Source organism: Streptomyces sp. H27-H1 (assembly GCF_026627445.1).
Classification (GTDB): Bacteria; Actinomycetota; Actinomycetes; order Streptomycetales; family Streptomycetaceae; genus Streptomyces.
Window position 1 is genome coordinate 39,322 of record NZ_JAPNLJ010000021.1, and the last position, 20,147, is coordinate 59,468.

Sequence of the window (20,147 nt, forward strand, 5' to 3'; positions counted from 1 at the left end):
GTGCCTTTCTCAAGTAATGGTAAAGGCGAAACGATCTTCGCACTTCTCGAATGCGACAACAACGCGCCGGAGGAACCACGTTGCGTAGGTCACATCCACCACTTCCCGAAACACCCATATCACCTGAAGAGATTCGGCATGACGCATTTCAAGTAGTCATTCAAGGCATGAATCAGCCGTGAACCAGGACAGATTTACATCACGGCCGCAGGCAATTCCTCCGTGGGCCAAGTCCGTCCAGCGCAGCGGGACGGTCACCGGTCTCAACGCGACCGTCAACCACGGCCTCGGCGACATCCCCTACCGCATGATCCGGACCAACGTCTGCGCCGAGCCCTGCGACAGCGGCGGCTCCCTCTTCTCCGGCAGCACCGCTCTCGGTCTCGGGCCAGGAGATTCGCGCCGCTGGTGCAGCCCATCTGCCGGATCTCGCCCAGCAGGTGGGCGGCGGGGTGACCGGGTCCTCCGCACGGCGTTTTCGCAGGTGGTCCGACAGAGTTCGACCAGGCTGGGCCGGTGCCGTTCGCCGGACGGCCTGTCGTACCCGTCCGGCGAACGGCGGTCCCGCGGTTCATGAGAATGGGGGTGCCGGGCCATCCTCGGGGTGCGGCACCTTCGAGCAGGCGCCCGCGGCGGGGAACGGGCTCAGTAGTCCCACCAGTTGGTCCAGCCGCCCGTACCGGTCCAGCGCTTGCACCAGTAGCCGCTGTACGTGCCCCAGACCCTGAGGTCGATCCTGGACGACGTCAGGTAGGTGACCTCCACCGAACTCTTCGCGACACCTCCCAGGTCGTACCAGGCCCCCCAGTTCGCGCTGCCCGCGCCCAGCTGCGTCGAGTCGTAGACATGATTGTCGGTCCCGACGACGAACCACTGGTAGTGCCCGTCGGGCCACTGCACGAGGGTCGGCGGGTACTCGCATATGTAGTAGCCCTGGTGCCCGCCCGCATTGATCCCGCACGTGGACGCGGACGCCGTGGCCGGTGCGGCGAAGAGCGTGCCCACCGCCAGGGCGGTGGTGAGCAGGCCTTGCAGGACCCGGCTGCGTAACTTCGACATGTTTTCCCCCTGGTAGCGACGGGTTGGTGAGCACGAGCTTGGCCCCGAGGCGCCGCCCCGCACCACGATTTCGCCCCTGCTTAATCCACGGCGCCGCTACGCTCGCGGGCGTGATCAAGCTTCTGCTGGGGCCGGACGACCTGGCCCGCATACGGTTCGCCCTGTCCCCGCTGGAAGAACTCGTGCACAGCGTTCCCGTGCTGACGGGAAGCGGGCAGCACATGGTGCACCGGCCCTGGCGGGCCCGAGCGCTGACCGCGGTCGCCGGCCTCGATCTCGGGGTGCTCGCGGCGCTCACCTCCGGGCCGCGCTTCGTGGCGGACTTCCTCGCACCGCCGCCGGAGGCCATGAGCGGGCGCTTCACCGACGAGCTCGACGCCGTGGCCGCCACCCCCGCCGAAGCGGTGGTGAACTCCCTCGAAGAGCTGAGAACCGGCCAGGGTCTGCCGGATTCACTGCGGCCCCTCTACGACCGCCCGGAACGCGAACTGCCGCGTCTCGTCGCGACCATGGCCGCATACTGGCGCGCGGCCGTTAAACCGGTGTGGCCGCGGCTGCGTTCCCTCAGCGACGCCGACGTCGCCCATCGGGCCCGCCAGCTCACCGCCGGCGGTCTGGACCGGGTCTTCGAGGACCTCCACCCCGAGGTCACCTACGCCGCCGGGCAGCTGAGCATCGACAAGCCCCGCCACGACGCGGTGCGGTCCGCCTCCGGCGCGGGACTGCTCCTGGTGCCCTGCGTCTTCGCGTGGCCGCGGCTCCTCGTGCTGCACAACGCGCCGCGGCAGCCGACGCTGACCTACTCGCCGCGCGGTATCGGCCAGTTGTGGTCGCCCCCCGGGGACACCGGGCCGCAACCGCTGGCCGAACTGATGGGCCGCAGCAGGGCGGCTCTGCTGGTGCACCTCGATCTGCCCGTGTCCACCACGCAACTCGCCGCGTACCTGGGGGTGAGCAGCGCGGCCGTCAGCCAGCACCTGGCCGTGCTGCGCCGCTGCCACCTCGTCACCTCGCGGCGCTCGGGCCGGTGGATGCTGCACCAGCGGACGGCCCTGGCGACGGAACTCCTCCTCCCGGGCGGGGGCTGACCGGCCGCGCACCTGGTGACCACCCGACCGAAAACCCGCGCGGCCCGGGTGTTTCGGCGTGCGCGACGACCGCGCCGTGAGCGACGGTGGAACCTGCCACAACCGTCGCCGTCCGCAAACGCCGCCGAGGAGCCTCCCCATGCACTGGACACTCGAAGTCGTCCCGGTCCCCGTCACCGACATGGACCGGGCGAAGGAGTTCTACGCCGCCAAGGTCGGCTTCAACCTGGACCTGGACGACGAGGTCGCGCCCGGTGTCCGCATCATCCAACTGACCCCGTCCGGCTCACGGTGCTCGATCGCCATGCTCCAGGGAATGCCCGCCGTGCCCGGTACGAAGCAGATGTCCCCCGGCAGCCTGCACGGCCTCCAGCTGTGCGTCACAGACATCGAGGCCGCCCGCGAGGAACTGGTGGGCCGGGGCGTCGACGTCTCGCCCGTCCGACACGTCGGCGAGGCGGGTTGGACCGAGGGCAAGGGCGGCACCTGGAACTCGTTCATGACCTTCGAGGACCCGGACGGCAACGGCTGGACGATCCAGGAGGCCCCCTCAGACCTCGCGGAGCGCTGAAGCGCCACCCAACCGCCCGAGCCCGCCCTGGTCGCGCAGAGGTCGACGCGGATGAGTCCCCCGGACGCTGCCGGGCACTTGCGTCCCCCGGTGAGGCTGCTGCGCACCGATGCCCCGCCCCACCGCTTTACGCAGCCGCCGGATCTGTGGTCCAAGGGTTTCGGATCCAAAGCCAGGCCTGGTGCTGGCCCCCGGGAAGCCGACGCACTCCAGAGTCGTTCCGCCATCACCGGTGGCCTGAGATCGCCGGCGCCCTGGCCTGACCCCTCAGGCTGTTTCCGGCAGCTGATGACGGCAGCAGCCCGGTCTGCTTCGGTGACGGCCACATTCCTCTGGGCTGCAGTCCCGCGCCCCCGGCCACCGAACCGGCGGGGGTTGCGGGGCTAACAGGACTCGGCTTCCAGGACGGCGTTGCCGTGACACAGCTGATCACCGGCTGTTGTCCGGGTCGTAGACGCTGAGGTCGCCGTAGGCAGACAGAACGCGAGCCAGGTCACCGGGTTTGTGCCGCAGGGTGGTGTCCAGGAAGGCGAGAGTGGTTGCTGCGACGACATGCGGGCCCTCGGTTCGGCCCAGGGAGCCGACGATCGAGGGCACAGGCGGCAGGTACAGGGGGCCGTCCATGAAGGTGAGGTGTGCGGCGCCGGGGATGGTGAGCCGGTAGCTCGCCGCGGTGCTGAGCTTCAGGGACTCGGTGAGGCGGGGTATGTAGTGCGGGTCGGTTCCGGGGGTGATGGCCTGGGTGAGCGCGAGTGTCGGCTGGTGGAGGGACGGGGAGGTGGGGCCGTGGGGGTAGCCGTCCAGATCGATGACGGCGTCGAACCGGTGGTCCTGCCGGGCTGCCTGCAGAGCGGCGGCGCCACCCATGGAATGGCCGGTGACCGCGACCCGACTGGTGTCCAGACGTCCGGTCAGCGGGCCGGTCATCTCACCCCGGTCCAGATGGTCCAGCTGGGTGAGGACGAAGCCGAGGTCGGCGGCCCGAACGGCCGTCCAGTCAACCGCCAGCCTCTCGTCCTTGTCCCGGTCTCCGGTGGAGGCGATCTCGGTATGGATCGTTCTGCCGTCGGCGAGGACGACGACGGCGGAGTCGTACGGGTGGTCGAGGGCGGCGACCACATAGCCGTGGCTGGCCAGTTCCTCCGCCCAGGCGGTGTTTTGGGTACGCACTCCGCCCGACCCGGGAGAGAACAGTACGACCGGGAACCGTTCGCCCCCGCCGGCCACCGGGGCGTTGAAGACCGAATGGGTGTGAGCACGCGGGACGCCGTCGACCAGGAAGCCAGGCAAGCCAACTTGGCGGGCGAGAGCATCGGAAACGGTACGAGCCTCGTGCTCCGTGCGTCCGAGGTACTGGGCCCGCTGCGCGCCTGCGGGGCTCTTCTGCGCGGGATACCAGAGCTGGACAACGACCGTGCGCCGGTCGTGCGGATCGGCGGTGAAGTTCTCAGGGCGGCGTGGGTCGGTCCACTGCTCCACGCGGGCGCCGACCGCGAAACGGCCGGACGGCTCGGGGAACACGGGTACAGGAAAGGCCCAGGCGGCCACCGGAGCCGTGGCAAGCAGGCCGACGCATGCCACTGACCCCGGCATCGCCAGCCACCATCGGGCCCGCCACGCCGGCCGGCCGGTACGGCGTCGCAGCAGGGGAGAGAGGGCGAACGGCAACGCGACGGCAGCGCCTGCCAGTACCGGCAGCATCTGCCAGCGGATCCCCACCACACTCAGCACGATCGCGGACAGTACGAAGACCACCCCCGCCGCGATCGTGACGCGTGGGCGGACAGCAGGTGGAAGCCAGCGCGCCACCACCAGTGCGACGCCACCCAGCAAGGCAAAAAACTCCAGAGGGGACATGTACAGCCCCGCGATGATCTCGGTCACCCGGCCATCCTCGGGGCGGGGAACCCGATGCCACATCGGTTCCCGGTCGCGATCGCATGCGACCGAAGTCGCAATCCGAGGCATGTCCCTTGTACGACCAGAGTCGCATCCAGGCGTCTTGCCCGTGCAACCGGAGTCGCAATCGAGCACGCGAGGTGAAGACCGCTTTGTCACCGCGAAAGGTAGCGGGGCTCCTCCTGCGGTCGTACCTGGTGCTGCTCCGCGTTAGTTCGTGGAGGGGTGTCCACATGTGGTTGTGCCCGGCGCGATCTAGACGAGTCATTCCGATGTGATCAGTGGTCGTAGGCGATCAAGGACCGAGTGATGGGCTGACCTGTCTTGTGGTTGTGCCAGATCGCGGCGGCCGTCGCGAAGATGCGCTGGGCCACTCGGACGGCTGGGCCTTCGGAGGTCCGCCCTCCATGTCGTTCCAGGTCGAGCCGGCCCTTGAGGGTGTCGTCGACCGACTCGGTCAGCTGCCGCACCGACTTCAGGAGACTCTCATCCTTGCGCTTTTTCTCGCGCTTGAACGACGGCCTCAGCAACTCGGCACCCCGCAAGGCCGGGTCGGCCTCGAACTCCTTGGAGGCGAAGCCTTTGTCCGAGATCATCAGCAATCCAGTGGTGTCGAACCAGAAGCCCGTATCGACGGCCAGCACCCGTATCACCTTCTTGACCAGCGGCAGAGCGGCCCTCAGCCGCTTGTTCCAGCCCGGCTGCTTTGGCACGTACGGGAACAGCGCACCCAGGCGGGAGTCCACGAACCGAAGCCACCGCGACTCCGAGGTGAAACCGGGCATCGCTTGAGCAACGGCAAGCGTGACCAGCTCGGAGTCCGTCGACCGTGGTGGGCGGCCCAGCCGTCGGGTTCCTCCGATCTCGTCGTCCATCTTCACGTAAAGCGCTGCCAACAGGGCGTCCAGGTTGTTCGTCACACAACGATCTCGGACGCCCTGCCTGCGTTCCCGGACACACCGTCAGCATTCTGATCACCTCGACGAGAGCGATGCCCCCAAGTCGAGCCGACTGCGTTAAGCACCCGTGACAGGGTGGACGAATGACGACGAACCGCGAGCACTCATCCGGTCTCCACCCCAAACCGTGGTCGGACACCGCCCCGGCCCACGGAGATCTCATTGCGGCGAAGGCGCTCGTCTACGACCCCTGCGGGTTCACCTGCTCGCAGCCAGTGCCCGAAGCCGAGGGTGCCGCTTACGCCGCCCATGAATTCACCCTTGACGGCCTCTCCATCCGGTTCCGCGCAGCCAAGACGACCCCCACCAAGGTCGGCCAATTCGTCACCGTCTGGAAGAGGTCCCCGGCCGGGCCCATCCAGCCCTTCGACGCCACCGACCCCGTCGACCTCTTTGTCATCAGTACCCGCGACCATCACCACCTCGGCCAGTTCGTCTTTCCCATGGACGCGCTCCGCCAACACGGTGTCGTGTCAGCAAACGGCTCCGGTGGGAAACGAGCCTTCCGCGTCTACCCGCCCTGGGTGACCACCACCAACCGTCAGGCCGGCAGTGCGCAGGCGTGGCAGCTGGACTTCTTCCTGCACTTGCACCAGGACGGGCCTATCGACCTGGCCTGCGCCCAAGAGCTCTACCACCCGCAGGACGGCGCTGGCACAACGACAAGACCGGCCGGCCCCTCACGCGATCGCTGATCACCTACGACCACCGATCACATCGGAATGACTCGTCTAGCCCGGCTGGCCGAGACGATGCCGACCCCGGCCGAGCGTGCCGGGCGTGCCGAGTGGGCGCAGGCCGCACTGCGGGCCTGGAACGGATACGCGCCCACCGCGGCCGGGCAGAGCGAGCTCGACGATGAACTGGACGCGCGGTGGATCGGCGGAAGGCCGGCCCGTTGCCCGGCCGGGGCTCTGGTCACGGCGTGAGGTCCAGGGCTTCGACGAGCGCGCAGGCCGGGGCGTAGAGGGACCAGCCGGGCTCGGCTGCCCTCGAGGTACATCGGCCCCAACCAGAGCCTGGTCCGTGGCGGCCGACGAGAAGGCGTACGCCTAACGGGGGGTGGGGAAGATTATCCTTCCAACCGGAGCACCAGCTCGTCGATCTCCGCTCCCCGCGCGTTCGCGAAGCCCCGGTCCTCGCCGACGACCTTGAAGCCGCACTTCTCCAGGACCCGCACCGATCCGGTATTGTCCGCGGCCGCGCGGGCGAGCAGGGGGCGTTCGGGGACCTCGGCGAGCAGCCCCCGCAGCGCTGCGGTCGCGATGCCCCGTCCCCAGTAGTAGCGATCGATGAAGTACGTGACCTCCCGCTCGCCCGGCTCGCCGTACACGGCCGCGTGTCCGACCACGTCGCCGTCCGCGAGCACGGTGCGGGTGACGACATCGGGCGAGGCGAGGATGCGCTTCCAGTGCGCGTCGAAGTTGGGCCGGTCCGTCGGGTCCTCGGAGGTGAAGGCGGCCATCTGATTCGACTCGGGGTCGCTCATGTGCCGGAAGAACACAGGCAGATCGCTGGGGTGCACGGGACGCAGGAAGACATCTGTGGAAGCCATAGGCCCGACCCTAACGACCTTGGGGGAAAGACGGGAGTGACTAGTTTTCGGGCGCCGATTCCTACACCGCGCGAGTGTTGTCTGCACCCCGGAGGCGGACGGTGTCGGCGGCATCTGCCCCTTGTGAATCCGTACGGCCGGTTCGAGCTGGACATGAACGGCCGCCTCAGTCTGGACCTGTCCGTCCGGGCGACGGTCCCGGCCCGCGCACTCCGCAGAGGGAGGCAGCAAGCGCCACGGTTCCGGCCCTGGCCGAAGCCATGGCGCTTGTTCAGCCGGGCAGCGTGACGAGCCCCATCTCATAGGCGGTGATCACGAGCTGGACCCGGTCCCGGGCGCCCAGTTTGGTGAGCAGGCGTGACACGTGAGACTTGGCGGTGGCCACCGTGATGAAGAGGTCCTGCGCGATCTCGGTGTTCGTCCGGCCGCGCCCGATGAGAGTCAGGACTTCCCGTTCCCGCTCGGTGATGCCCGCGACCGGCCGCGGGGAGCGCTGCGGGGGGCACCCGACGAAGTCGGCGATCAGCCGGCGGGTAACCCCCGGCGCGATCAGCGCATCGCCGCCGGCGACCACGCGGATCGCCGCGAGGATGTCGTTCAGCGCCATGTCCTTGACCACGAAGCCGCTCGCACCGGCCCGCAGCGCGCCGTAGACGTAGTCGTCCTCGTCGAACGTGGTCAGGACGAGGACGCGCGTCGCGGTCGGGCCGGCGGTGATCAGGCGAGTGGCCTCGATCCCGTCCATGCCGGGCATCCGGATGTCCATCACCACGACGTCGGGGCCGATGTCCCTGACCAGTTGGACCGCCTCGGCGCCGGTTGCGGCTTCGCCGACGACCTCCAGGTCGGGGTGATCGGCCATGACCAGGCGCAGGCCGGACCGCACCAGTGGCTGGTCGTCGGCGAGTACGACGCGTACAGGACCGGCGGTCATCGGGCCTCCACCGGAACTCTGACGGGGTCGGGCAGCGGCAGCCGGGCCCTCACCCGGAAACCCCCCTCTGGGCGCGGCCCGGCGCTGAGGTCGCCGTACAGCAGGGCAACCCGCTCCTGCATGCCCACGAGGCCGAAGCCGTGGCCCGAGCCGTTCTCGGTGGCACCGCGCCCGTCGTCGACGACCTCCACGCACAGCTCCTCGTCCCCGTATTCGATGAGCACCTGGCAGCGTCCGGTGCCCGCGTGGCGGATCACGTTGGTCAGCGCCTCCTGAACGATACGGAACGCGGACAGGTCGATGTCGGCCGGCAAGGGGCGCTCTTCCCCGGTGCGGCGCACATCCACATGTACCCCTGCGTCTGCCGTCGCCGCCGCCAGCCGCTCGATGTCCGCCAGACCCGGCGAGGGCGTGAGGGCTGCCGGCCCCCGCGCGGTCGCCGCACCTGGGTCTGCCTGACGCAGTGCCACCAAGGTGCGCCGAAGGCCCGACAGGGTCTGCCTACTGGTGGCCTCGATGGCCCGCAGTGCCTCACCGGCCTCCACGGGCCGGGTCCGGATGACTTGGCTCGCGGCCCCGGCCTGGATGGCGATGATGCCGATGCTGTGCGCGACCATGTCGTGCAACTCCCGTGCGATCCGTAGCCGTTCGGCGATCACGGCCTCGGACACCTCTTGTGAGCGCAGCGCCACCGCGTGCTCGCGGCGCTCGCGGCTCAGCAGTCCGACCATGCAGGCCGCGGCCATCGCCAGGAGGGCGATCAGGAGGTTGACGGTCACGTTGTCCCCGTGCGAGTAGCCACCGATGACCAGAAGCTGGACGAGGAGGGATCCGGCCCCAGCGACGGTTGAAGCGCGCCGCGCGCAGGTGGCGACGATGTAGCCCAGGACCACGTCCACGGCCAGATACGACAAGAACTGGCCCTGGTACGAAGCCGACAGGTTCGCATGGGCGGAGCTGGGGACACCCACCACCACGGCGGTGGACCCGAAGAGCGCTAGGGACAGGGCCAGGAGCGGCGAGCTTCGCAGCACACCGACGAGCAGACTCGCGGCAAGCAATGTCCCGATACCGTGGACCGTGCCCGAAGCCCGCGGCGCACCTCCTATGAGCAGACCCACCGCGAGGAGATATACGGCGCCTCCGACCCAGGCCATGATCTTCGTTCTCGTCATCAGTGGTGCGACCTCTCAAGCGAGAGACCGCGCTGTGCGAGGCGCGCGTGCAACGGGGTGCTCGGTATGACGTCCATCCCGCGAGGCTATCCAGCCACCGCCCCTGCGGGATCCGCCCGCGGACGTACGCCCACAGGCGAACGCGGTCGCACGATTGCCACCCGAGGCCCCATGACCGGGCGGGTCCCTCCCGGCAGGGTTGTCCCTGTGATCGAAGTCAACGAACTCACCAAGCGCTACGGTGGCAAGACCGCCGTCGACCAGTTGTCCTTCGCCGTGCGACCGGGCCAGGTCACCGGATTCCTCGGCCCCAACGGAGCAGGCAAGACCACCACCCTGCGAATGATCCTCGGCCTGGACGCGCCCACCGGCGGTGCCGCCACCGTCAGCGGCGTCCCCTTCCGCAGCCACCCGCGCGGACTGCGGCACGTCGGCGCCCTCCTCGACGCGGGCCAGGTCCACGGCGGACGCACCGCCGCGGCCCACTTGTCCGCCCTGGCCCATAGCAACGGGATCTCCCCGCGCAGGGTGGACGAGGTGCTGCGCGAGGTGGGCCTGGCCGAGGCCGCGCCCCGCCGCATCGGCGGCTTCTCGCTCGGCATGAAGCAGCGGCTCGGGATCGCCACCGCGCTGCTCGGCGACCCGCCGGTGCTGATGTTCGACGAGCCGGTCAACGGCATGGACCCCGAAGGTGTGCTCTGGATGCGCCGCCTCTTCCGGCGCCTCGCGGCCGAGGGCCGTACGGTCTTTCTCTCCAGCCACCTCATGTCGGAGATGGAAAACACCGCCGACCAGCTCGTCGTCATCGGCCGGGGCCGGCTCATCGCCGCCGAGTCGGTAGGGGACTTCGCGGCACGCAGCACCCGCCTCGGCGTCGTGGTGGGCACGCGGCAGGCCACCGAGCTGACGGCGGTACTGACCGCCGCGGGGGCGTCGGTTGAGCCGGAGGGCTCGGCGGGCTCCGGGAAACTCGCCGTGACCGGGCTGCCGGCGGACCGGATCGCAGCGCTCGCCTTCGAAAACCGGATCCTGCTGAACGAGCTGACCACCCGAACCGCCTCACTGGAGGAGGCCTTCATGGAACTCACCGCCGACAGCGTCGAATACCAGGCAGGACAACCCCGATGACCACACTCTCCTCGGCCACCCCGACCATCTCGGCCGTGACTGCCGCCGAGCCGCCCGCCCGATTCCGCAACCTGCTCGTTTCCGAATGGATCAAAATACGGTCCCTGCGCTCCACCCCGTGGACCCTCGCACTCACCACTCTGTTCGTCATCGGGTCCGCCGCTGTAGCGGCACTGGCGGAAATCAACAACCTCCGGACGATGAGCGCGGCGGCGAGGGCCGACCAGGGATTCCATGTGTTCGACGCGTTCCCCCCGCCCGGATACATGACACTGATGCTCGTCGCCGGCAGCGTCGGCGCCCTCACCGTCGTGAGCGAGTACAGCAGCGGCCTGATTCGCACCACCACCGTGGCCGTCCCCGCCCGTGGCGCGGTGGTGCTGGCCAAGGCGGTCGTCACAGCCGCACTCTGGACCGCAGTCGGCACGGTCATCTCCACCGGTTGCTTCCTGGTCTCCCAAGCCCTCCTGAACAGGCAGCAGGCCGGGGTTCCGCTCACCCATCCCGGAGTGCTCCGGGCGCTGGTGGCGTCCGCCCTGCTGGCCCCGGTCTGCGCACTGATCGGCCTCGGCTTCGGGGCTCTGATCAGGCACAGCGCCACTACTATGGTCACCAGCGCCTTTACCCTGGTGATGCTGCCGCCGGTCTTCTCGCAGAGCGCACATTGGTCCGCCGCCATGAGCCATGCGATGCCAGTCACGGCCTGGAAGCGTCTCGTCCAGAACTGGGCACCGGATCCCCATTCGCTCGCCTACAGCGCCACCGTCCCCGGCTCCTGGGCCGTGTACGCGCTCTGGCCGCTGATCGCGGTCGTACTCGCTGTGGTCGTCGTGCGGCACCGCGACGTGTGAACGTTCCTCCGAGACGGGCATATCGCGCCCCGGAGGAACGGGGGGCCGAGTAGGAACGGACCAGGAAACCGGTGTTGCTGTCAGAAGCTTCGACAGGCCCTGACGGGCGGTCAGCTCAGCGCGCTCGGTCTGGTCCTGAACGCAGCCGCTGCGGGCCTGGCTGCCTGAGGAGCGGGAGCACGATGGCCTGGACGAGGACGTCGCCCAACGTCTGTTTGAGAGGGCTTCGACGAAGGCTTGCCGCCCGTGTCCCTCACCGCCCCGAGCGGCCGTCCCTGAGATCCTCGCCTTCCAGCTGGCGTCCCTGATCGACGGAGCCGCGACCCTCGGCGCCCTGGAGTCGTCCGGGTAAGTCGAGCGAGCGCTGACGGCCGCCGTACAGGCCGCCGCCCGAACGTTGATCGAGGCCTCCTTTCGTTATCCGTTCCCGCCGACCGACCCACGCCCTAGACTGCGACCGCTCCGAAACCTGGCGATCATCGGGAGGGCACAGGATGAACCGAGCACTGATCAGCGCATTCGCGGCCGTGGCGTTAGTCGTGTCCGGGGGGAGCGCCGCCACCGCCTCCGACGGCGCTCCGTCGCGCAGCACGCACGGCCCTTGCCAGTACACCCAAACCCCGGACGAGCCGCCGGCACGCCCTGTTCCGCTGCCGCCTGACCCGCGGCGCACCCCCAGTCGTGGCACGGTTGATTTGGCAGTTCCGACCAGCCAGGGCCCGCTCCCGCTGCGCTTGGACCGCGCCAAGGCGCCGTGCACGGTCCAGAGTTTCCTGCACCTGGCGCGGCATGGGTTCTACGACCGTACGGTGTGCCACCGTCTGACGGCGTATCCGACGCTGAAGGTCCTGCAGTGCGGCGACCCGACCGGCACAGGTGAGGGCGGGCCGGGATACAAGTACAAGGACGAGCTGCCGGTGGACCTGCCGCCGGCACCGACAGATCCGACCGGCGCGCGCCGCCTCTACGGCCGTGGCTTGCTGGCGATGGCCAACGCCGGTCCGGACACAAACGGCTCACAGTTCTTCGTCGTCTACGGCGACTCCGCGCTGCGACCGAACTACACGGTGTTCGGCACGGTCGGCGCCGATGGCCTGACGACACTCGACAAAGTCGCCGCCGGAGGTATCGAGCCCACCGCGGAGGACCCCGCGCCGGTCGACGGCCCGCCTGTACTGCGGACCGAGCTGATCCGCGTCCGGCCGTCCTGCCGGCATTGACGACCGCGATGTCGGTACGTCCTCGACGAGCGTGCGTGCCTACGGCCGCCCCCGGCAATCCGTCCCGCTCACGCCCGCCCGGCCACCGGTCCGTCGCGCTCGCCGGCGGCCGCCCACAGCCGGCACGCGGCGCAGCCGACGGCAGACCGCCCCGACGGTGCGGTGGTGGCCGCCACCGCTCCTGAGCGGTGGGAAGGCCAGTCTGTCCGGGTCCTGGACCTCACCCCATAGCCAGAGCCGCCGAGGTACACCGGTCCCGAACCAGAGCCTGGTTCGGGACCGCGCGTGCGCCGTTAGCCGCAGGGCAACCAGCCGTCAGTGAATTCCGAGAGGTCTCGTGTGCGCTGCGCGCGTTCCTCGACCAGTCGGCGGAAGCCCGCCACGGGGTACCGTTCGCCGGTGGCCGCGCCACGTCCGCGGATGCCCGCGATGTCGGCCATGAGCTGCTGGGGTTGGGCCTGCCAGCCGACGACCAGGACGCGCAGGCCCAGGTTTGCTGCACGCCGGTGCAGGGCCAGGAGGTGGAGCAGGCCGCCTGAGTCCATGGACACCATGCCGTGCACGTCGACCGTGAGGTCCCGCTCGTCGGCGGTGACGCCGTCCAGCGCCCGCTGGAGCAAGGTGCCCGCGTCCTCGTCGAGTGTCCCGGTGACGGCGACCAGGACTCTGCCGTAGCGCTGGACGTTCGTAGTGATCAATGCGTTCTCCTCCCGCCCGGGGCAGGAAGGCCCTCGGGGCTCCCCATACTGGCGCGGACTTCCTGAGAGAGGGCGCGGGGCTCGCTGACACTTCAACAGCTCGCTCTGATGGTGGGCGGTTCCAGAGATGTGCACAGAGGCCAGGGCGTCTTCCCCGGCTACGCCCGGCCGGGCCGTCAGGCAGCGCGGCGGAGAGCAAGGGCGGCGTTGTGGCCGCCGAATCCGAAGGAGTCGCTGAGGGCCGGCCGCCCGTGCGCGCCGCCGGCTCAGGCGGCGGCGAGAACTGGGCCGGAGCGGTGCAGGAAGTCGTTGACCCGTGGTTCTGAGGCCCATGGGGTCAGTTCGTGGTTGAGGGAGCACAGGTAGTCGTGGGCGCGGGTGGAGCGGACCTGGCTCAGGATGGTGACGGCGCGGTCGCCCATGGTGAGGCCGAGTTCGAGCTCTCGTGCTCCTAGGTGGGCGGAGGCGACCACCGCGGCACGGATGCCGACAGCCCGGGGGAACACCCCGGATGGCATCACCGCGGCCTCGGCGTCCCAGCGCAGCACTGCGGCGGGTTTGCCGAGGTCTCTGTGGATTTCGGTGCCGTCGGCGCTGATCCGGCCGTGGGTGAGGTAGGCGATCCACTCGGGGTCGCGGCAACCAAATCGGACTGCTCCGAGGTGTGCCTCGCAGGCTGCGAGCGCGGTGGCCGCCGCGCGGGTGTCAGCGGCCTTGCCGTGGGCCCGGGCCTCGGCGAGCTCGATGAACGCCAGAACGCGGGGGGCGGCGATGTGCCGGGCGCGGTCGTAAGCGCCCTGAGCCATGTCGACGGCGTCCTGTTGGTAGCCGCGCAGGGTGGCCTGAAGGCTCATTGTGGCCAGCGTGTAGGCGCCCGCCTCCATGCTGCCTGCGGCCCGGGCCAGGCGCAGGGACTGGCCGAAGCCACGTTGAGCGGCCTGGTGGTGACCCATGTCGAAAGCGGACCAAGCGGCGACGCGTGCGAGTTCGGAGACGGCGGTGAACAGGTCGCGTCCGACCTGTTCGGTGTAGGTGCCTCGCAGCAAAGGTACGGCTTTGTGGCGCAGACAGTCCGAGACCGCGCCCGCTTTCCAGTTCCCGCCGCCGAATTTGGAGTCCCAGCCGCGGGCCTCCTGGGAGGCATCCCACAGTTCAGCCAGGTCGGCGCGGCCGACCCGGCGCGCGCCGGGGTGGCTGATGCGGGGGGCGGGGCCGGTGTCGTCGGGGACAGCGAGCCACCGGGTGGTGGGGACGGCATAGGCGCCGATGGCGAACCACGAGCTGCCTTGCAGGAAGGTACGACGGCCCACGGCTCCAGTGCTCGGCCGCGGCTCGCAGTGCGACGCCCGGGTCTCGGGGGAAATCCAATCCGAGACCAGAGGCCGGTGCGGACACCGCGCTCATGGCCGTCTCGGTGACGGTGACCGGCCGCCCCAGGCATTGGCCCAGCGCTTTGCCAGGAGCTGGTCGAGGGTGGTATCTCGGAAGCGTCTGCCCGCCTCCTCCCCCAGCACCCCAGCTCACCGGTCATGACCTCGGGTGCGGAACAGGACACGGCGCAAGGTCGGCTGCACCCGCAGCTCCCGCCACCCCGATCGCCGGGATCATCGGCTCCGCGCCCTGACATCTGAGAGTGCCCGCTGCGGGGTTGACGCCCGGTCCGGAATCGGCGACGCGCTCTCACCAGGGCAGCTCCCGCACCTGCTGCAGGCACAGCAGTACGAAGAGCAGCCCTGCCCCCGCCAGCATCACGTTGCTCAGCAAGCCGTTGCGCCAGTCGGCCGGTGTGCGCGAGGAGTTGAGGAGCCACAGCAGCGTCAGGGCCAGGAACGGCATGAAGAAGGCGCCGATGACCCCGTACGCGATGACGAGACCGAAGGGCTGGTCCAGGAAGAGCAGGGTCATCGGCGGGAAAGTGAGCCAGAGCAGGTACGCCCGGAAAGGCAGTGACTTCTCACGACTCGTCCCGGCCGGGGTCAGGGACGGCCGGTACTTCGTCATGAAGTCGGCGAACATCAGGCTCACCCCGTGCCAGACGCCGATCAGTGAAGTGAAGGACGTGGCGAAGAAGCCGACCAGGAAGAGCTTGGAAGTCACCGTGCCGTAGCGGTCTTTCAGGATGCCGCTCAGATCGAGCAGGCCTTTGTCTCCCTTCGCGATCGCCAGCCCCGACGAGTGCAGCACCTCGGCGCCGACGAAGAGCATGGCCACGACGAAGACGCCGGTGGTGATGTAGGCGACGCGGTTGTCGAGGCGCATCACCTTCATCCAGCCCGCATCCGTCCAGCCCTTGGCGTTGACCCAGTAGCCATACGCGGCGAGCGTGATGGTGCCCCCGACACCGCCGATCAGCCCGAGCGTGTAGATCAGCGAACCTTCCGGAAGTACGGGCGCGAGGCCGGCGAAGGCGTCACCGAGGTGGGGCGTGACCCGGATCGCGAGGTACACGGTCACCAGGAACATGGCGCCGACCATGACCGTCATGACCTTCTCGAAGACGGCGTACCGGTTGAACCATACGAAGACCAGCCCCACCAGGCCGCACAGGACGGCCCAGCCCTTGAGGTTCATCGTGTCCGGGAAGAGCGCGGCCAGCGGGAGGGCGCTGGAGGACATCGCGGCGGCGCCGTAGACGAAGCCCCAGACGACTACGTATCCCGCGAAGTAGACGGTGGTCCAGGAGCCGAGGCTGCGCCAGCCGTCGAAGAGGGTGCGGCTGGTGGCGAGGTGCCAGCGGCCTGCGGCCTCGGCGAGCGAGATCTTGACCAGGCAGCCGATCACCGCCGCCCACAGCAGGGTGTAGCCGAACTTGCTGCCCGCGATGAGCGTGGCGACGAGGTCGCCGGCGCCGACACCGGTCGCGGCAACAACGATTCCCGGTCCGATGTGCCGCCAACTCGCCTTCCTCGTCGGCGGCTTGCCGCTCTGTTCGGTCCCGACCTGAGTAGCGTCCGCCATCCCAGTCACCTTCCCGTTCGCTCTGCGTGACCTGGTTACCGAAGCGGCTCGGCGGACCTCGCGCAAGAGGGCCTGCGCAGTCGCCGTGCGCGGCGCCGCCCCGGGACGCCCTGCCCAGGGCATCGGTCTGCGCTGATCGCCGACTCCCTCCACCCGGTCCCCCGGGCGCCGAGGGCGAGGGAATTGCGGCAGTCCATTGCGGCCCGGCAGCCGGCCAGGAGTTGACGCGCCACCCAGGTGTCCAGCCGCTCGACCGGGCCGGCGGGGTGGACCCACTCGCGGCCGAGGTCCACCTGATCCAAGGGAGCGGGGGAAGTGCCGACGGGAACGCCAGCGGCGGAGGAAGTGGCGGCGGGGGGTGCAACCGCTCGGCGTCTGGCACTGTCCTGCGGATGGCGTAGGCATCACGCAGGACCGGTCAGACCCCGCAGTTTGCGGGGTACGCCAACTACGGCGCTCGGTCCTGCGCGTTCTCGCCGGTGCCCACCCAGGGCAGGTGGTGGAACACGACGCACGCGAATCGAAGGCGAGCGCAGGAGGACGCCGGCCACCAGGGCTCCAGGGCCCCGGCCGCCGTCCGGCGAACGGGCCACACAGGCAACGAAATCCGCAGCCAGTCACGCCATCTGCCATGGATTCATAAGTTACCTCCTGGTTCTACAACGAAAAACATGGCTTTCATACTTGCGTAACAGCGGCTGGTCCGAGAGTATCTGTGCTGATCGGGCCGCCCGTCGGCCCCGTTCCGCCTCAGCGTCTGGACGTGCACCGGCAACCCCGTGCCGCCGGCCGGTGCGTGCGCCGCCTGATCCGCGCGGCCGCCCGGACACCCCCACCCCGAGGCCCCCTTCGCGACCCGCCGTCGCATCCCCACTCTCATTCACCTACCTCGAAGGCAAGGCAGAGATGGCACCACTGACCTCGCGCCGAAGAACCCCGGCCGGCCAGCATCCCGTGGACGAGGTTCTCCCCCTCTCCAAGCTGACCCTCTACGGCTTCCAGCACGTCCTGGCGTTCTACGCCGGCGCTGTCCTGGTGCCCATCATCCTGGGCAACAGTCTCGGACTCTCACCGCAGGAACTCATCTACCTGATCAACGCCGACCTGGTCACGGCGGGCATCGCCACCGTCATCCAGGCCTGGGGCTTCTGGCGGATCGGCGCCCGCCTCCCGCTCGTCCAGGGGGCGACCTTCACCGCTGTCTCTCCGATGATCGCCATCGGCCAGGGCGCGGGCGGCGGCACCGCCGGCCTGCTGGTCGTGTACGGAGCCGTGATCACCGGCGGCATCGCGACCTACCTCCTCGCCCCGTTCGTCGGGCGACTGGCCAAGTACTTCCCTCCCATCGTCACCGGTACCCTCCTCACGGTCATCGGCATCGTGCTGATCCCCGTGGCGCTCCAGGACGTCGGCGGCGGCTCCGACCTGGTCGGCAGTCCCAGCTACGGGGACCCGGGCAACCTCGCATACGCCGGCGGGACCCTGCTGTCCATCCTGCTGCTCACCCGCTTCGGCCCTCCCTTCGTGCGCAGCATCGCGGTCCTCGTCGGGTTGGTGGGAGGTACCGCGGTCGCCTGGCTGCTCGGCGACGTCGACTTCCGACTGGCCGGCGAAGCGCACTGGATCGGCGTCAGCACCCCGTTCCACTACGGCATGCCCCAGTTCTCCGTCTTCCCGATGCTGGCGATGGTCGTCGTCATGCTCATCACCATGGTGGAGACCACCGGGGACGTGTACGCCATGGGCGAGATCACCGGCCGGGAGGTGGACGGCGACACGGTCGGCCGGGCGCTGCGCGCCGACGGCGTGGCCACCGTACTCGGCGGAATCTTCAACTCCTTCCCGTACGTTGCCTTCGCGGAGAACATCGGACTGGTCCGGATCACCCGGATCACAAGCCGGTTCGTCGTGGTCGCGGCCGGCTTCTTCATGATCCTCCTGGGCCTGATACCCAAGGCCGGCGCGGTGGTGGCCGCCGTCCCGCACCCCGTGCTCGGCGGCGCGGCCGTCGCGATGTTCGGAATGATCGCCACGGTCGGCATCCAGATCCTCTCCAAGGCCGACCTCCGCGATGAGCGCAACGCCCTGATCCTGGCCGTCAGCATCGGCGCCGCCATGCTGCCTACCGTCGTCGGCCCCTTCTTCGACCGCATGCCCACCGAGGTGCGCGCAGTCCTCGGCAGCGGAATCACGCTCGGCAGCCTCGCGGCCATACTGCTGAACCTCTTCTTCCACGCCTCCGCCGCTCGCGGGGCAGCGGAGGACATCGACTGGGACGGGCTCGTCGAGCACGACGACGGCATCGGCCGGGAGACCGCCGTCCGCTGACCAGTTCCCCGCTCCGCGGAACCACACGGCTCCGCGGAGCCTCCCACCGAGGTGACTCGCACGTGGCCACACCCCCCTTCTCCCCCGCCGAGGCCCAGGCCGCCCGCCTTCGTATCGGCCTGACACACCAGCACATCTCTTCACATATGGCCCAGTTGGGAGTTCGCCGTCCGCCCGAGGCGGTCGTGGCCTGGGAATCCGGCGCGGCGGCGCCCTCGGAGACCGAGCTCTTCGCCTTGGCCGACGCACTGTGGTGCCCAGTGCCCGTCCTCATGGCACTGATCCCCAGAACGCTGCGCGAGCACCGCCTGGCCCGACAGTTCACCCAGGAGCGGCTGGCGCAACGGATCGGCCTGGACGTACAGGAGTACATCAATGCGGAGACCGTCCACCGCTGGACCGGCACCGACCACCAGACCCTGCTACTGGCCGACACGCTCGGCCTGCAGCCGGACGAACTCCTGCGCATCATCGGCCACGCCGCCAAACTCGTCGACCTCCTGCGCCAAGCCGTCGAAGGCCGTTGGAAGGCACAGCTGACTGTGCTCGCCCGGACAGCGGGGGCCGACGAACGCCGCGTGGCCCACGCCCTGCGCACCCTCCACCAGGAGCACGCCCGGTTCAACGAGCGCTACATGGGCCACCTCGTCGCCCGCAGCGAGAACGCCCGGCTGAAGGAGGTCGCCACCGAACGCGCCCAGTGGCTGCACGCCCTCCCGGACCGTTTCTGGGCCCTCCTCGGCCGCACCCCACACCCCTGACAGTGACGGCCGACGGGCTCTACCGGCCCATGACACGGGGAAGATCACCGACTTCGCCGGGGAGGCGGATGCGGATGCGGCCGACGTGGCGGAGCTGCGGGACTACAAGCCCGTCAAGCGCCTCACGCAGGTTGCGTGCCTGGTACGCAAGGGGCGGATGCGGTTCGCGACGACCTGGCGACGATGTTCTGCAAGCGCGTGGCGATGAAGACCAAGAAGGGCAAGACCGAGCTGGAGGAGATCCGGCTCGCGGAGCGGGAGATCGTCGAGGCTCTGATCGGCAACTACCGCACGGTCCTCAAGCACATCGACGCGGGCGGGCCGGCCCAGTACAGCAGGAGTGGGCCCGGTTCGTTTGTGATCCTTCCAATTTCGACGCCGTGGTAGTGGTCCACGACAGGGAGTACGACAGCGGTCACGGTGCACAGGAGTTCCGGCCGGGCACGGACACGTCGGCTCCGCTGGGCAGAGTGGCTCCACAAGCCGCGAAAAGAGCCACCACCCAGAGTGGGCGCTGCGGCCTCGGTCCACCCGCGCTGCGCAGGCGGTACTGCGCGGGGATGTTTTCTCACGCGGCGACGGCTGTGGAGGCCGCGGTGGTCACGTCCCTTCGGGGGGGGGGGGGCGCGGCGGGCAGGTCGAGGGTGAAGGTGGTCCCGAGGGTGACCGGGTGCAGGGTCAGAGTGCCTTGGTGGCGTGTGGCGATGGCCAGGCCCAGGCCGCTGCCGCCCGAGTCGCGGGTACGGGCCTCATCCAGGCGCGTGAAGGGCTCGAAGATCCGCTAGCGAGAATCCGCGGGGGTCAGGGCGACGGTCCAGGCGCTGGCCGTTGACGTCGGCGAGGTGGGTGCGGATGGCTACTGTCGTTGAACTTCAACGGCGACTGGAACGTCCACGAACAGCAAGTCGTCGAAGGCGGGTTCCGCGGCACCTGAACGACGAGAGCATGAATGCCGCCCAGCCG

The 20,147-nt window shown here is 69.3% G+C and carries 18 protein-coding genes and 3 pseudogenes; 11 read left to right on the plus strand and 10 right to left on the minus strand.

Annotated elements, in window-relative coordinates; genetic code table 11:
- Positions 1 to 198: 198 nt before the first annotated feature.
- Positions 199 to 577, plus strand: a pseudogene (locus OTB20_RS42845) (hypothetical protein); the annotation flags it as partial.
- Positions 578 to 645: 68 nt separating this feature from the next.
- On the opposite strand, the gene OTB20_RS22875 reads toward OTB20_RS42845, so the two are convergent.
- The gene (locus OTB20_RS22875) at positions 646 to 1,059 is read right to left on the minus strand and encodes a hypothetical protein (RefSeq protein WP_267820173.1); all 414 of its coding nucleotides are present in this window, start codon (positions 1,057 to 1,059) and stop codon (positions 646 to 648) included.
- Between the two features lie 110 nt (positions 1,060 to 1,169).
- Between OTB20_RS22875 and OTB20_RS22880 the strand changes: the two genes are divergently transcribed.
- Both OTB20_RS22880 and OTB20_RS22885 read left to right on the plus strand, forming a co-directional pair.
- Entirely contained in the window at positions 1,170 to 2,147 is a 978-nt protein-coding gene (locus OTB20_RS22880; RefSeq protein WP_267820175.1) for an ArsR/SmtB family transcription factor, read from the plus strand.
- Positions 2,148 to 2,286: 139 nt separating this feature from the next.
- On the plus strand, positions 2,287 to 2,718 hold the full coding sequence (locus tag OTB20_RS22885) for a VOC family protein (protein ID WP_267820177.1): 432 nt from the start codon (positions 2,287 to 2,289) through the stop codon (positions 2,716 to 2,718).
- 429 nt (positions 2,719 to 3,147) lie between these two features.
- Here the strand turns inward: OTB20_RS22885 and OTB20_RS22890 are convergent, their stop codons facing one another.
- Both OTB20_RS22890 and OTB20_RS22895 read right to left on the minus strand, forming a co-directional pair.
- Complete coding sequence (locus OTB20_RS22890; RefSeq protein ID WP_267820178.1) at positions 3,148 to 4,638, minus strand: dienelactone hydrolase family protein; 1,491 nt, start codon at positions 4,636 to 4,638, stop codon at positions 3,148 to 3,150.
- Positions 4,639 to 4,895: 257 nt separating this feature from the next.
- Complete coding sequence (locus tag OTB20_RS22895) at positions 4,896 to 5,537, minus strand: IS982 family transposase (RefSeq protein ID WP_267820179.1); 642 nt, start codon at positions 5,535 to 5,537, stop codon at positions 4,896 to 4,898.
- Between the two features lie 122 nt (positions 5,538 to 5,659).
- Between OTB20_RS22895 and OTB20_RS22900 the strand changes: the two genes are divergently transcribed.
- Both OTB20_RS22900 and OTB20_RS22905 read left to right on the plus strand, forming a co-directional pair.
- Complete coding sequence (locus OTB20_RS22900; protein ID WP_267820181.1) at positions 5,660 to 6,271, plus strand: MepB family protein; 612 nt, start codon at positions 5,660 to 5,662, stop codon at positions 6,269 to 6,271.
- Positions 6,272 to 6,307: 36 nt separating this feature from the next.
- A pseudogene (locus OTB20_RS22905) lies at positions 6,308 to 6,505 on the plus strand (hypothetical protein); the annotation flags it as partial.
- Between the two features lie 143 nt (positions 6,506 to 6,648).
- On the opposite strand, the gene OTB20_RS22910 reads toward OTB20_RS22905, so the two are convergent.
- The 3 genes from OTB20_RS22910 to OTB20_RS22920 all read right to left on the minus strand — a co-directional run bounded on the left by OTB20_RS22910 (position 6,649) and on the right by OTB20_RS22920 (position 9,240).
- Positions 6,649 to 7,131, minus strand: coding sequence for a GNAT family N-acetyltransferase (locus OTB20_RS22910; RefSeq protein ID WP_267820183.1), 483 nt, complete (start codon positions 7,129 to 7,131; stop codon positions 6,649 to 6,651).
- 271 nt (positions 7,132 to 7,402) lie between these two features.
- Positions 7,403 to 8,065 (minus strand): response regulator, encoded by a 663-nt coding sequence (locus OTB20_RS22915; RefSeq protein WP_267820185.1) that lies wholly within the window; start codon positions 8,063 to 8,065, stop codon positions 7,403 to 7,405.
- Positions 8,062 to 9,240: a sensor histidine kinase gene (locus OTB20_RS22920; protein WP_267820187.1), complete on the minus strand. Its 1,179-nt coding sequence runs from the start codon at positions 9,238 to 9,240 to the stop codon at positions 8,062 to 8,064. The genes OTB20_RS22915 and OTB20_RS22920 overlap by 4 nt, the downstream gene beginning before the upstream one ends.
- A 207-nt stretch (positions 9,241 to 9,447) precedes the next feature.
- Between OTB20_RS22920 and OTB20_RS22925 the strand changes: the two genes are divergently transcribed.
- The 3 genes from OTB20_RS22925 to OTB20_RS22935 all read left to right on the plus strand — a co-directional run bounded on the left by OTB20_RS22925 (position 9,448) and on the right by OTB20_RS22935 (position 12,439).
- Positions 9,448 to 10,368: an ATP-binding cassette domain-containing protein gene (locus tag OTB20_RS22925; RefSeq protein ID WP_267820188.1), complete on the plus strand. Its 921-nt coding sequence runs from the start codon at positions 9,448 to 9,450 to the stop codon at positions 10,366 to 10,368.
- Entirely contained in the window at positions 10,365 to 11,219 is an 855-nt protein-coding gene (locus OTB20_RS22930; RefSeq protein WP_267820189.1) for an ABC transporter permease, read from the plus strand. The genes OTB20_RS22925 and OTB20_RS22930 overlap by 4 nt, the downstream gene beginning before the upstream one ends.
- A gap of 494 nt (positions 11,220 to 11,713) precedes the next feature.
- Positions 11,714 to 12,439, plus strand: a complete 726-nt coding sequence (locus OTB20_RS22935) for a peptidylprolyl isomerase (RefSeq protein ID WP_267820191.1) — start codon at positions 11,714 to 11,716, stop codon at positions 12,437 to 12,439.
- A gap of 293 nt (positions 12,440 to 12,732) precedes the next feature.
- Here OTB20_RS22935 and OTB20_RS22940 read toward each other — a convergent pair whose 3' ends face one another.
- From OTB20_RS22940 to OTB20_RS22950, 3 genes are all read right to left on the minus strand, one after another.
- Positions 12,733 to 13,137, minus strand: a complete 405-nt coding sequence (locus OTB20_RS22940; protein ID WP_267820193.1) for an STAS domain-containing protein — start codon at positions 13,135 to 13,137, stop codon at positions 12,733 to 12,735.
- Between the two features lie 266 nt (positions 13,138 to 13,403).
- Positions 13,404 to 14,447, minus strand: a complete 1,044-nt coding sequence (locus OTB20_RS22945; RefSeq protein ID WP_267820195.1) for a sporulation protein — start codon at positions 14,445 to 14,447, stop codon at positions 13,404 to 13,406.
- 370 nt (positions 14,448 to 14,817) lie between these two features.
- Positions 14,818 to 16,095: an Nramp family divalent metal transporter gene (locus OTB20_RS22950; RefSeq protein WP_267820196.1), complete on the minus strand. Its 1,278-nt coding sequence runs from the start codon at positions 16,093 to 16,095 to the stop codon at positions 14,818 to 14,820.
- A gap of 906 nt (positions 16,096 to 17,001) precedes the next feature.
- On the opposite strand from OTB20_RS22950, the gene OTB20_RS22955 reads away from it, so the two are divergent.
- The 3 genes from OTB20_RS22955 to OTB20_RS22965 all read left to right on the plus strand — a co-directional run bounded on the left by OTB20_RS22955 (position 17,002) and on the right by OTB20_RS22965 (position 19,571).
- Positions 17,002 to 18,423 (plus strand): nucleobase:cation symporter-2 family protein, encoded by a 1,422-nt coding sequence (locus OTB20_RS22955; protein WP_267820197.1) that lies wholly within the window; start codon positions 17,002 to 17,004, stop codon positions 18,421 to 18,423.
- Positions 18,424 to 18,485: 62 nt separating this feature from the next.
- Entirely contained in the window at positions 18,486 to 19,184 is a 699-nt protein-coding gene (locus OTB20_RS22960) for a helix-turn-helix transcriptional regulator (protein ID WP_267820199.1), read from the plus strand.
- Positions 19,185 to 19,319: 135 nt separating this feature from the next.
- Complete coding sequence (locus OTB20_RS22965; RefSeq protein WP_267820200.1) at positions 19,320 to 19,571, plus strand: hypothetical protein; 252 nt, start codon at positions 19,320 to 19,322, stop codon at positions 19,569 to 19,571.
- 181 nt (positions 19,572 to 19,752) lie between these two features.
- On the opposite strand, the pseudogene OTB20_RS22970 reads toward OTB20_RS22965, so the two are convergent.
- A pseudogene (locus OTB20_RS22970) lies at positions 19,753 to 19,965 on the minus strand (ATP-binding protein); the annotation flags it as partial.
- Between the last annotated feature and the right edge of the window lie 182 nt (positions 19,966 to 20,147).

What these genes read in the sequence shown, in the direction of transcription:
- OTB20_RS22955 (WP_267820197.1), top strand. Translation starts at nt 17,002, where the DNA reads ATGGCACCACTGACCTCGCGCCGAAGAACCCCGGCCGGCCAGCATCCC.
- OTB20_RS22915 (WP_267820185.1), bottom strand. Translation starts at nt 8,065, where the DNA reads ATGACCGCCGGTCCTGTACGCGTCGTACTCGCCGACGACCAGCCACTG.
- OTB20_RS22935 (WP_267820191.1), top strand. Translation starts at nt 11,714, where the DNA reads ATGAACCGAGCACTGATCAGCGCATTCGCGGCCGTGGCGTTAGTCGTG.
- OTB20_RS22890 (WP_267820178.1), bottom strand. Translation starts at nt 4,638, where the DNA reads ATGTGGCATCGGGTTCCCCGCCCCGAGGATGGCCGGGTGACCGAGATC.
- OTB20_RS22910 (WP_267820183.1), bottom strand. Translation starts at nt 7,131, where the DNA reads ATGGCTTCCACAGATGTCTTCCTGCGTCCCGTGCACCCCAGCGATCTG.
- OTB20_RS22885 (WP_267820177.1), top strand. Translation starts at nt 2,287, where the DNA reads ATGCACTGGACACTCGAAGTCGTCCCGGTCCCCGTCACCGACATGGAC.
- OTB20_RS22930 (WP_267820189.1), top strand. Translation starts at nt 10,365, where the DNA reads ATGACCACACTCTCCTCGGCCACCCCGACCATCTCGGCCGTGACTGCC.
- OTB20_RS22875 (WP_267820173.1), bottom strand. Translation starts at nt 1,059, where the DNA reads ATGTCGAAGTTACGCAGCCGGGTCCTGCAAGGCCTGCTCACCACCGCC.
- OTB20_RS22920 (WP_267820187.1), bottom strand. Translation starts at nt 9,240, where the DNA reads ATGACGAGAACGAAGATCATGGCCTGGGTCGGAGGCGCCGTATATCTC.
- OTB20_RS22900 (WP_267820181.1), top strand. Translation starts at nt 5,660, where the DNA reads ATGACGACGAACCGCGAGCACTCATCCGGTCTCCACCCCAAACCGTGG.
- OTB20_RS22950 (WP_267820196.1), bottom strand. Translation starts at nt 16,095, where the DNA reads ATGGCGGACGCTACTCAGGTCGGGACCGAACAGAGCGGCAAGCCGCCG.